This is a genomic window from Kitasatospora sp. NPDC091207 (assembly GCF_044768625.1).
In the GTDB taxonomy this organism is placed as follows: Bacteria; Actinomycetota; Actinomycetes; order Streptomycetales; family Streptomycetaceae; genus Kitasatospora.
In genome coordinates, this window is the sequence record NZ_JBIVVS010000058.1 from 1 (window position 1) to 12,223 (window position 12,223).

1 protein-coding gene and 1 pseudogene are annotated in these 12,223 nt (G+C 75.9%); both read left to right on the plus strand.

What is annotated here, in order from left to right:
- The first annotated feature begins 12 nt into the window (after positions 1-12).
- Positions 13-10,392, plus strand: coding sequence for an SDR family NAD(P)-dependent oxidoreductase (locus tag ACIQTO_RS37970; RefSeq protein WP_402398224.1), 10,380 nt, complete (start codon positions 13-15; stop codon positions 10,390-10,392).
- 176 nt (positions 10,393-10,568) lie between these two features.
- Positions 10,569-12,223: pseudogene (locus ACIQTO_RS37975) on the plus strand (type I polyketide synthase); the annotation flags it as partial.

Below are 12,223 nucleotides of genomic sequence, written 5' to 3' on the forward strand. Positions count from 1 at the left end.
TTCCTGGGGTCGGTGAAGTCCAACATCGGGCATACCCAGGCGGCCGCGGGTGTGGCGGGTGTGATCAAGATGGTGATGGCGCTGCGCAGTGGTGTCCTGCCCCGGACCTTGCACCTGGACGAGCCGAGCCCGTATGTCGACTGGTCGACGGGTGCGGTGGAGTTGCTGGGCGAGGCCCGGGAGTGGCTGCCGGGTGAGCGGCCGCGTCGGGCGGGGGTGTCGTCGTTCGGGATCAGTGGCACGAACGCGCATGTGATCCTGGAGGAGGGGGATCCGGCGGAGGCCGTTGCCGGTGATCGTGTGGGGATGCCGGTGGTGCCGTGGGTGGTGTCGGCGCGGTCGGTGGAGGCGCTGGACGCGCAGGTGGCGCGGGTGGCGGAGCTGGCGTCCGAGGATGGTGACGGCAGCGGTGTCGATCCGGTGGATGTCGGGTGGTCGTTGGTGTCGTCGCGGGCGGTGTTCGAGCACCGGGCGGTGTTGCTGGGTTCGGGTCCGGCTGTGATGGCCGTGCCGGGCGCGGTGCGCTCCGGTGTGGGGTTCCTGTTCGCGGGCCAGGGTGCTCAACGCGTCGGCATGGGCCGTGAGTTGTACGAGGGTTTCCCGGTGTTCAGGGAGGCGTTCGACGAGGTGTGCGCGGGTCTGGACGCTCCGGTGGCGGAGGTGATCGCCTCGGGTGAGGGGTTGGGCCGGACGGGGTTGGCGCAGCCGGCGTTGTTCGCGTTGGAGGTGGCGCTGTTCCGCCTCCTCTCTTCCTGGGGTGTGACGCCGAAGGTCCTTGTCGGTCATTCGGTGGGGGAGATCGCGGCCGCGCATGTGGCCGGGGTGCTCGACCTGGTGGACGCCTGCCGGTTGGTGTCGGCGCGGGCGCGGTTGATGGACGCGTTGCCGGCGGGTGGGGTGATGGTGGCCCTGGAGGCCGAGGAGCACGAGGTCGTCCCGCTGCTCGCCGGTCTGGGCGGTACGGGGATCGCGGCGGTCAACTCGCCGACCTCGCTGGTGGTGTCCGGCTCTGAGGACGAGGTCCGTACGGTGGTGGAGGCGTTGCCCGGTCGTCGGACGAAGCGGCTCGAGGTGAGTCACGCCTTCCATTCCCCGTTGATGGCGCCGATGTTGGCGGAGTTCCATACGGTGGTGGCGGGTCTGGCCTTCCACCCGCCCCGCCTCCCGGTGGTCTCCACGGTCACCGGACGTCCGGTCGACGAGGAGTGGTGCGACCCGCGGTACTGGGTCGACCATGTGGCCCGTACGGTCCGTTTCGCCGACGCCATCAGCGCGGCCGAGACGGAGAGTTGGGTCGAGCTGGGCCCCGATGCCGTCCTCGCCACTCTCGTCGACAACGGCATGCCGATGCTGGGTGCGGACCGTCCGGAGTGCCGGCAGGCGGTGACGGCCCTCGCGCACGCCTTCGTGCACGGTGCCGACGCCGACTGGGCGGCGCTGTTCGCGGGGCAGGAGGCGCGGCGGGTCGAGCTGCCGACGTACGCCTTCCAGCGCGAGCGCTACTGGCTGGAGCCCGTCGCGGGTGATGTGGCCTCGGCCGGGCTCACCGACGCGGCGCACCCGTTGCTCGCGGCCGTGGTCGAACTCCCGGACGGGGGAACGGTGCTGACCGGCCGGATCTCCCTCGGCACCCATCCCTGGCTGGCCGACCACGTCGTGCCCGGGGGCCTGCTGCTGCCCGGCGCGGCCTTCGTGGAGCTGGCGGTCGCCGCCGGTGACCGGGTCGGCGCGCCCCGGATCGAGGACCTGACGGTGACCGCGCCGCTGACGCTCGCCGAGCACGGCGTCGCGCTGATCCGGGTGACGGTGTCGGCCGCGGACGCCGCCGGGCGCCGGGACCTCACCGTCGACTCGCGGACCGACGCCGAGGAGGAGTGGACGCGCAACGCGAGCGGCCTGCTCGGCCGCGCGAACGCCACGTCGTCCGGCGGGCCGTCCGCCGCCGGTGCGTGGCCGCCGCCGGAGGCCGTCGAGGTCGACACGACGGACGTCTACCGGCGGCTGGCCGAGCACGGCTACGCCTACGGCCCGGCCTTCCAGGGCCTGCGGCGGCTCTGGCGGGCCGGTGCGGGACTCTGCGCCGAGATCGAGCCGGCCGCCCCAGCCGGCGCGGACGCCTTCGTCGTCCACCCCGCGCTGCTCGACGCCGCCCTGCACCCGTGGCTGCCCGGCGCTGCCACCGGCGACGGGCCGCGCCTGCTGCCGTTCGCCTGGCAGGGCGTGGAGGTCCACGCGACCGGGGCCGGCCGGCTGCGGGTCCGGATCACCCCGGTGGGGCCCGACGCGGTGGCCCTGCACCTCGCCGACGCGGCCGGCCGGCCGGTGCTCACCGTCGACTCCCTGACCTGGCGGGAGGCGCGCGGCGCCGCCGACGCCTCGGCCCGGCACCTCTTCCAGGTGGACTGGACACCGGTCGGGGCCGGCTGGGCCGACGCCGGGCAGTGCGCCGAGCTGCCCTGGGACGCCGATCCGGCCGAGCTGCCCGATCCGGTGCCGGCGCTCGTCACGGTGTCGGTACCGGCCGGCGGGCCCGATGTCGTCGCGTCGGCCCACGTGCTGACCCGGGGGGCCCTGCGGCTGGTCCAGGGCTGGCTGGCGCAGGACCGGTTCGCCGACGCCTGCCTGGTGTTCGTGCTCGACGAGAGCGATCTGGCCTCCGCCGGGGTGCGTGGGCTGATCCGGTCGGCGAGCACCGAACACCCGGGCCGCTTCCGGCTCGTCGCCGTGACCGGCCGGCCCGATCCGGCGGCCCTGCCGGTGGCGGTGCCGCTGCCGACGTCGGGGTCCGCGGAGCCGGAACCGGAGCTGGCGCTGCGCGACGGTGTCGTCCTGGCGCCCCGGCTGGCCCGGCTCGCGCCCGAGGCCGACGCGCCGGAACTCCGGTTCGACCCGGCCGCGACGCTGCTGCTCACCGGCGGCACCGGTGAGCTGGGCGCCTCGCTGGCCCGGCACCTGGTCCGCGTGCACGAGGTCCGGCGGCTGCTGGTGCTGAGCCGCAGCGGTCCGTCGGCTCCCTCGGCGGCCCGGCTGCGCGACGAACTCGCCGAGCTGGGGGCCGAGGTGACCGTCGTCGCCTGCGACGCCGCCGACCGGGCGGCACTGGACGCCGTGCTGCGCGACGTCCCGGCCGCGCACCCGGTGCGGGCGGTCGTCCACGCCGCCGGGGTGCTGGACGACGGCATCGTCACCGCCCTGACCGGGGAGCGGGTCGACGCCGTCCTGCGGCCCAAGGTCGACGCCGCCTGGGCGCTGCACGAGGCGACCCGGGCGCTGGACCTCACCGCCTTCGTGCTCTACTCCTCGGTCTCCGCCCAGATCGGCGCGGCCGGGCAGGCGAACTACGCGGCGGCCAACGCCTTCCTCGACGCGCTGGCCGAGCACCGGGTCCGGGCCGGTCTGCCGGCCAGCTCCCTGGCGTGGGGCCTGTGGGCCCAGGCCGGCGGCATGGCCGACACCCTGACGGACACCGACCTGGCCCGGATGGCCCGGACGGGTGTGCTGCCGCTGCCGCACGACACCGGGGTCCGGCTGTTCGACCTGGCGGTCCGGCAGAACCGCGCGCTCGTCGTGCCGATGCGCTTCGACACCGCCGCCGTCCCGGGTGCCGCGGTGCCGCCGCTGCTGCGCGGCCTGCTCCGCCCCGGGACCCCGGTCCGGCGGAGCGCGGGAGCCGGGCCGCTCGCCGGGGCGGCGGCGCTGCCGGTCGCCGACCGGGCGGCCGCGGTGGCCGCGCTGGTGCGGGACACCACGGCCGCCGTGCTCGGCCACGCCGACCCCGACGCCCTCGACCTGGACCGGACCTTCCAGAGCCTCGGACTGGACTCGCTGACCGCCGTCGAGCTCCGCAACGGGCTGGCCGCCGCGCTCGGGTCACGGGTGCCGACCACGCTGGTCTTCGACTACCCGACCCCCCGGGCCGTGATCGGCCATCTGCTGGCCGAGCTGACCGGGGAGCCCGCGGCCGTCACCGCACCGGGCCCGGCGGCCCGGGCCGACGAGCCCATCGCCATCGTCGCGATGGCCTGCCGCTACCCGGGCGAGGTGGACTCCCCGGAGGCCCTGTGGCGGGTCGTCGCCGAGGAACGCGACGTGGTGTCCGGCTTCCCCACCGACCGGGGCTGGCCGGCGGACCTGTTCGACCCGGACCCGGACCGCCCCGGCCACACCTACGCCACCGGCGGCGGCTTCCTGCACTCGGCGGCGCTCTTCGACGCCGCGTTCTTCGACATCTCGCCGCGGGAAGCGCTGGGCATGGACCCGCAGCAGCGCCTGCTGCTGGAGACGGCGTGGGAGTCGCTGGAGCGGGCCGGGATCGACCCGGCCACCCTGCGCGGCAGCCGGACCGGCGTGTTCGCCGGGCAGATGTACCACGACTACGCGCCCAGCGTGGACCGGATGCCCGAGGACCTCGAAGGCATCCTGCTGACCGGCAACACCGGCAGCGTGCTGTCCGGCCGGCTCTCCTACGTATTCGGGCTGACCGGCCCGGCGATCACGGTGGACACCGCCTGCTCCTCGTCCCTGGTGGCGGTGCACCTCGCCGCGCAGGCGCTGCGGGCGGGGGAGTGCACGATGGCGCTGGCCGGCGGGGTGACGGTGATGTCGACGCCCGGCACCTTCGTCGAGTTCGCCCGGCAGCGCGGCCTGGCCCCCGACGGGCGGTCCAAGCCGTTCTCGGCCGCTGCCGACGGGGTCGGCTGGTCGGAGGGCGTCGGCGTACTCGTGCTGGAGCGGCTGTCGGACGCCCGGCGCAACGGGCACCCGGTGCTGGCGGTGGTGCGCGGCAGTGCGGTGAACCAGGACGGCGCGTCGAACGGTCTGACGGCGCCGAACGGTCCGGCCCAGCAGCGGGTGATCCGGCAGGCGCTGGCGAACGCCGGGCTGACCCCGGCCGACGTGGACGTGGTCGAGGCGCACGGCACCGGTACGAAGCTCGGCGACCCGATCGAGGCGCAGGCGCTGCTCGCCACCTACGGGCGCGAGCGGGAGGGGGACCGGCCGCTGTACCTCGGGTCGGTGAAGTCCAACATCGGGCACACCCAGGCCGCCGCCGGGGTGGCCGGCATCATCAAGCTGGTCATGGCGCTGCGACACGAGGTGCTGCCCCGGAGCCTGTACGCCGAGGAGCCGTCACCGCACGTGGACTGGATGGCGGGCGGGGTGGAACTGCTCGCGGACAGCCGGCCCTGGACGGCCGACGGCGCCCCCCGGCGCGGCGCGGTCTCCTCGTTCGGCATCAGCGGCACCAACGCCCATGTGATCGTCGAGCAGGCCCCGGCCGCCCCGGCCGCCCTGGCCGCCCTGGCCGCCCCGACGGCTCCGACCGCCCCGGCCTCCGGCGTCGTGCCGTGGGTGCTCTCCGCCCGGAGCCTGCCCGCCCTGCGGGCGCAGGCCGCCCGGCTCGCCGAGCGGCCGGCGGACGACCCGGCCCGGGTCGCCGCCGCGCTGGTCGCCACCCGGTCGGCGTTCGAGCACCGCGCCGTCGTGGTCGGTGCCGGCCCCGAGGACCTGGACGCGGCCCTGCGGGCGCTGGCCGCCGGTGAGCCGCACACCCGGGCGGTGTTCGGCGAGCGGACCGAGGAACCCGGTGAGGTGGTCTTCGTCTTCCCCGGCCAGGGCTCCCAGTGGATCGGGATGGCCCGCGAACTGGTGGCCACCGCCCCGGTGTTCGAGCAGGCCCTGGCCGCCTGCGACCGGGCGATCGGCGACCTCACCGGCTGGTCGGTGCTGGACGTCGTGACGGGCGCCGAGGGCGCGCCCCCGCTGGACCGGGTGGACGTGGTGCAGCCCGCGCTGTTCGCGGTGATGGTGTCGCTGGCGGCGCTCTGGCGGTCCCTGGGGGTGCACCCCGCCGCCGTCGTCGGGCACTCGCAGGGCGAGATCGCGGCCGCCCACGTGGCGGGCGGCCTCTCGCTCGCGGACGCCGCCCGGATCGTGGTGCTGCGCAGCCGGGCCCTGACCGAACTCGCCGGCTCGGGCGGCATGCTGTCCGTCCCGCTGCCCGCGGCCGAGGTGACGGCAGCCCTGGCCGGGCGGGACGGCCGGCTCTCGGTGGCCGCGGTGAACGGGCCGCGCGCGACGGTGGTGTCCGGCTGGGTCGACGCGCTGGACGCCTTCGAGGCGGAGCTGCTCGCGGCAGGGGTCCAGGCGCGCCGGATCCCGGTCGACTACGGGTCGCACTCCGTCCAGGTCGAGCCGCTCCGGGAGCGGCTGCTCGCCGAACTCGGGTCGGTCGCCCCGGTCTCCGGCACCGTGCCGATGTGGTCCACCGTCACCGGCGGGCCGGTCGACACGGCGGAGCTGGACGCCGGCTACTGGTACGAGAACCTCCGCCGCACCGTCCGGCTCGACGAGGTGGTCGGCGAGCTGCTGGCCACCGGGCACGGCGTGTTCGTGGAGTGCAGCCCGCACCCGGTGCTCACCGTCGGGATCCGTGACCGGGCCGAGAGCGGTGACCGGGCCGGCGTCGCGGCCACCGGATCGCTGCGGCGCGACCGGGGCGGCCTCGACCAGTTCCTGGGCAGCGCGGCCGAACTGTACGTGCGCGGGGTCCCGGTGGACTGGACCGGCGTCGTCGGCCCCGTCGCCGGCCCGCCGGTCGACCTGCCCACCTACCCCTTCCAACGGGAGCGGTTCTGGCTCGGCCCGGTCGCCGCCGACACCGATGTCACCGCCGCCGGGCTGGCCGGCACCGGCCACCCGCTGATCGGGGCCGCCGTCGACCTCCCGGACGGCGGTCTGGTCCTGACCGGCCGGCTCGCCCTGGACACCCGGCCGTGGCTGGCCGACCACACCGTGTTCGACCGTGTCCTGGTGCCCGGGACGGCCTTCGCCGACCTGCTGACCGCGATCGGCGACCGGGTCGGCGCGCCCTGCCTGGAGGAGGTGACCATCACCGCCCCGCTGATCGTGCCGGAGCACGGCGCCGTCCTGGTCCGGGCCGTGGTCGCGCCGGCCGACGAGGAGGGCCGCCGCCGGGTGACCGTCCACTCCCGCGCCGGGACGGACGACACCGCGCCGCCGTGGACCGACCACGTCGAGGCGGTGCTCGGCTCGACCGGCGGCCTCCCGGTCGAGCTGCGCTCCTGGCCCCCGGCCGGCGCCACCGAGGTGGACCTCGACGGGGTGTACGAGCGGCTCGCCGCCGACGGCTACCGGTACGGGCCGAGCTTCCGGGGGTTGCGCCGGCTCTGGCGGCTGGGCGCGGACCTCTACGCCGAAGCCGTGCTGGACGGCGAACAGCCCGACGGGCACCTCGTGCACCCGGGCCTGTTCGACAGCGCGCTGCACCCCCTGCTGTTCGCCGACGACCGGGAGGGCGGGCTGCCGTTCGCCTGGCGGGGCGTGCGCGTGCACGCCTCCGGTGCCACCCGGGTCCGGGCCCGGATCAGTCCGGCCGGCGCCGACGCGGTGTCGGTGGCACTCGCCGACGGCACCGGCGCGCCGGTGCTGACCGTCGACTCGCTGGTGCTGCGGCCGGCGGCCCGGGAGGCGCTCGCCGCCGCCGCGGGGACGGCCGACGCCCTGCACCTGGTCGACCTCGTCCCGCTGCGGCCCGCGCCGGCGGACACCGACACCACCGGCTGGGCCGTGCTCGGGGCGCTGCCCGCCTGGTGGCCCGCCGACCTGGGCACCCCCGTCCCGTTCCCCGACCCGGCGGCGCTGGCGCAGGCCCCCGGGCCCCGGCCGACCGTCGTACTGGCCCCGATGGACCTGCCGGCGGACCCGGCGACCTTGCTGACCCCGGCGGACCCGGGGGCGGACGTCGCGGGCGGCGCCCGCCGGGCCGTCCACCGGGCGCTCGACCTGGTCCGGTCCTGGCTCGCGGACGACCGGCTGGACGGCACGGAACTCGTCGTGGTGACGGTCGACGCCCTCGCCGCCGACCCGGTCCAGGCCGGCGTCCGGGGCCTGCTGGCCACCGCCCAGACCGAGAACCCCGGCCGGTTCCGGCTGGTCGACCTCGACGGCGAGGCCGCCGCCCGGTCCCTGCCCGCCGCACTGGCCACCGACGAGCCGCAGCTGGTGCTGCGCGGCGCCGAGTCCTTCGTGCCCCGGCTGGTGCCGGCCGCGAGCAGGCCGGCCCTCCCGGTGCCGGACACCGCCGCCTGGCGGCTGGAGATCCCGGAGGCCGGCACGCTGGACAGCCTGGCGCTGGTGCCCGCCGACACCGCCGACCGGCCGCTGGAGCCGGGCCAGGTCCGGGTCGCCGTCCGGGCGGCCGGGCTGAACTTCCGCGATGTCCTGATGGCGCTCGGGATGTACCCGGGCGAGATCGTCCTCGGCAGCGAAGGGGCCGGGATCGTCACCGAAGTGGCCCCGGACGTCACCGGGTTCGCGCCCGGGGACCGGGTGGTGGGGATGTTCTTCCACGCCTTCGGCCCGGTCGCGGTCGCCGACCGGCGCATGATCGCCCCGATGCCCGCCGGCTGGTCGTTCGCGCAGGCCGCGTCGGTGCCGGTCGTCCATCTGACCGCCTACTACGGGCTGGTCGACCTCGCCGGGCTGCGCGCCGGGGAGCGGGTGCTGATCCACGCGGCCACCGGCGGCGTCGGCATGGCGGCCGTCCAACTGGCGCGCCACCTCGGGGCGGAGGTCTACGGCACCACCAGCCCCGCCAAGCAGACGGTCCTGCGTGACCTCGGCGTCGACGAGGCGCACCGCGCCTCCTCGCGGTCGCTCGACTTCGAGGACCGCGTCCGCGCCGCCACCGGCGGCCGCGGGGTCGACGTCGTCCTCAACTCGCTGGCCCGCGAGTACGTCGACGCCTCGCTGCGGCTCACGGTGCCGGGCGGCCGGTTCGTCGAGATGGGCAAGACCGACATCCGGGCCGCGGCCGACGTCGCGCGTGACCACGACGGCGTCGCCTACCGCGCCTACGACCTGGTCGACGCCGGACCGGAGCGGATCGGGCAGATGCTGCGCGAGATCCTGGACCTCTTCCGGGCCGGTGTGCTGACCCTCTCCCCGGTCCGGGCCTGGGACGTGCGCAGGGCCAAGGACGCCTTCCGGCACCTGCGCGAAGCCCGGCACGTGGGCAAGAACGTCCTGACCGTGGCGCCCGCGCTCGACCCCGACGGCACCGTCCTGGTCACCGGAGCCACCGGCGTGCTCGGCGGAATGATCGCCCGCCACCTCGTGCACGCGCACGGCGTCCGGCACCTGGTGCTGGCCAGCCGCAGCGGCGCGGCCGCCGACGGCGCCGGCCGACTGGCCGCCGAACTCGGCGCGGCCGGCGCCCGAGTGACCCTCGCCGCCTGCGACATCGCCGACCGCGCCGCACTGGCCGACCTGCTGGCCGGCATCCCGGAGAAGCACCCGCTGACCGGCGTCGTCCACGCGGCCGGCGTCCTCGACGACGGCGTGCTCACCTCGCTCGACGCCGGCCAGGTCGACCGCGTCCTGCGGCCGAAGATCGACGCCGCCTGGCACCTGCACGACCTCACCCGCGACCTCGACCTGGCCGCCTTCGTCCTCTACTCCTCCATCGCCGGCGTCAACGGCGCCGCCGGCCAGGCCAACTACGCCGCCGCCAACACCTTCCTCGACGCCCTCGCCGGGCACCGCGCGGCGAGCGGCCGGGCCGGGCTCTCGCTCGCCTGGGGCCTCTGGGAGGACGCCAGCGGGATGACCGGACACCTCGCCGAGGCCGACCGCGCCCGGATGGCCCGCGGCGGGCTGGTGCCGATGACCGCCGCGCAGGGACTCGCCCTGTTCGACGCGGCGCTCGCCGCCGGCGAACCCGTCGTCGTCCCGGCCCGGCTCGACACCCGCGCCCTGCGGGCCGAGCCCGCCGGGGTGCCCGCGCCGCTGCGGGACCTGGTGCGCACCGCCGTGGTCCGGCGCACCGCGGCGCTCGGCGGCGACGGGGCGCAGTCCCTCGCCGACCGGCTGGCCCCGCTCTCCGCCCAGGACCGGCGCGACACGCTGCTCGACCTGGTCACCGCCCAGGTCGCCGCCGTGCTCGGCCACTCCGACCCGGCCCAGGTGCGGAACGCCCGCGCCTTCAAGGAACTCGGCGTGGACTCGCTCACCGGGGTCGAACTGCGCAACCGGCTGGCCGCCCTGAGCGGGTTGCGGATCCCCGTGACCCTCGTGTTCGACCACCCCAGCCCGGCCCGGGTCACCGACCACATCCTCGGCAGGCTCGCCCTCCCCGAGGACGACGAGGACCCGGTGATGGCCGGCCTCCGGGCGGTCGGCGACTCCCTGTCGGGGGTCCTCACCGACGACGACGCCCGCCGACGCGTCACCGCCCGCCTGCGGGAACTGCTCGACGTCTGCGCGGTCCCGGACCCGGTCGCGGACGGCGACGACCCCGAGGACCTGGACGACCTCGACGCGGCGACCGACGACGAACTGTTCGCACTGGTCGACCAGGACCGGCCGTAGTCCGCCCGTTCCCTGCCGCTGCTCCACTGCCCCGCTGCTCCACTGCCCCGTTGATCCACCGCCCCGTTGATCCACCGCCCCGCTGATCCACCGCCCCGCTGATCCAGTGCCTGCTGTGCCCTTGCCCGACGTTCCACCGCCCTGCCGTATGTGACCCGACCAGGGAGTGACCTCGCGTGTCCGACGAATCCAAGCTCCGCGAATACCTCAAGCGTTCGATCGCCGACGCGCGTGACGTGCGGAGGCAGCTCGAAGAGGTCCAGGACAAGGCGAACGAGCCCATCGCCGTGGTCGGGATGGCCTGCCGGTTCCCCGGCGGGGTCGGTTCGCCGGAGGACCTGTGGCAGCTGGTCGCCGACGGCGTCGACGCCGTCGGGGGGCTGCCGACCGATCGCGGCTGGGAGCTCGACCGGCTCTACGACCCCGACCCGGAGGCAGCCGGCCGCAGCTACGCCCGGGACGGCGGATTCCTCTACGGCGCCGCCGACTTCGACGCGGGCTTCTTCGGGATCTCGCCGCGCGAGGCACTGGCGATGGACCCGCAGCAGCGGCTGCTGCTGGAGACGGCGTGGGAGGCGTTCGAGCACGGCGGCATCGACCCGGTGGCGCTGCACGGCAGCCGCACCGGCGTGTTCGTCGGCGCCAGCGGCCACGAGTACGGCCCCGGTGTCGACGAGACCCCGGCCGAGGTGGAGGGTCTCGTCCTCACCGGCAGCGCCCCCAGCATCATGTCCGGCCGGGTCGCCTACACCTTCGGCTTCACCGGTCCGACGCTGACCGTCGACACCGCCTGCTCCTCCTCGCTGGTGGCGATCCACCTGGCGGCGCAGGCCCTGCGCAACGAGGAGTGCCCGCTGGCCGTGGCCGCCGGGGTCACGATCATGTCGACCCCCCGGACGTTCGTGGAGTTCTCGCGGCAGCGGGTCGGGGCGCCGGACGGCCGGTGCAAGTCCTTCTCGGCGGCCGCCGACGGCGCGGGCTGGTCCGAGGGCGCGGGCGTGCTGCTCCTGGAGCGGCTGTCGGACGCGCGGCGGCTGGGGCACCGGGTGTTGGCGGTGGTGCGTGGCAGTGCGGTCAACCAGGACGGCGCGTCGAACGGGTTGACGGCGCCGAACGGTCCGTCGCAGGAGCGGGTGATCCGGCAGGCCCTGGCGAGTGCGGGCCTGTCGGCGGCGGATGTGGACGCGGTGGAGGCGCACGGGACGGGGACCCGGCTGGGTGACCCGATCGAGGCCCAGGCCCTGCTGGCGACCTACGGCCAGGAACGGGCGGCCGGGCGGCCGCTGCACCTCGGGTCGGTGAAGTCGAACATCGGACACACCCAGCACGCGGCGGGGATGGCCGGCGTGATCAAGATGGTGCTGGCGATGCAGCACGGTGAGCTGCCCCGGAGCCTGTACGCGGAAGACCCGTCGCCGTTCATCGACTGGTCGGCGGGTGCGGTGGAGTTGCTGGGCGAGGCGCGGGAGTGGCCGCCGGGTGAGCGGCCGCGTCGGGCGGGGGTGTCGTCGTTCGGGATCAGTGGCACGAACGCGCATGTGATCGTGGAGGAGGGGGATCCGGCGGAGGTCGTTGCCGGTGATCGTGTGGGGATGCCGGTGGTGCCGTGGGTGGTGTCGGCGCGGTCGGTGGAGGCGCTGGACGCGCAGGTGGCGCGGGTGGCGGAGCTGGCGGCCGGTGGCGGTGACGGCAGTGGCGTCGATCCGGTGGATGTCGGGTGGTCGTTGGTGTCGTCCCGGGCGGTGTTCGAGCACCGGGCGGTGTTGTTGGGTTCGGGGCCGGCTGTGGTGGCCGTGCCGGGTGCGGTGCGCTCGGGTGTGGGGTTCCTGTT